Here is a 246-nt window from a genome sequence, read left to right as displayed (position 1 = left end):
CATTATTGCGAATATCGTATGTCACCGTATCTGGACGGCCAAATAGTGAAATCATGCGGTCCATCGTATGAATACCTAAACTATAAAATGAACCTTCTTCTTTTGGACCTTCGTGAGTGATTGAACCAGGACGGAAGTAATCAATATGTGATTCAACCTCAACAATATCACCAAGAAATCCTTGTTCAACAACTTGCTTCACCGCTAAAAAATCACCATCAAAACGACGGTTTTGATAAGGCATAA

General features: G+C 38.6%; 1 protein-coding gene. It reads right to left on the bottom strand.

Features of this window, described 5'->3' with window-relative positions; genetic code table 11:
• Positions 1-246: Gfo/Idh/MocA family protein (locus tag KVT11_RS20360; protein WP_254636542.1), on the bottom strand; the 246-nt coding region annotated here is incomplete at both ends.

The sequence above is a fragment of the Bacillus sp. GbtcB10 genome (assembly GCF_019091365.1).
Lineage (GTDB): Bacteria > Bacillota > Bacilli > Bacillales > Bacillaceae > Bacillus > Bacillus altitudinis.
Note: the sequence above shows the minus strand (reverse complement) of the source record. Positions and strands in the feature narration are given on the sequence as shown.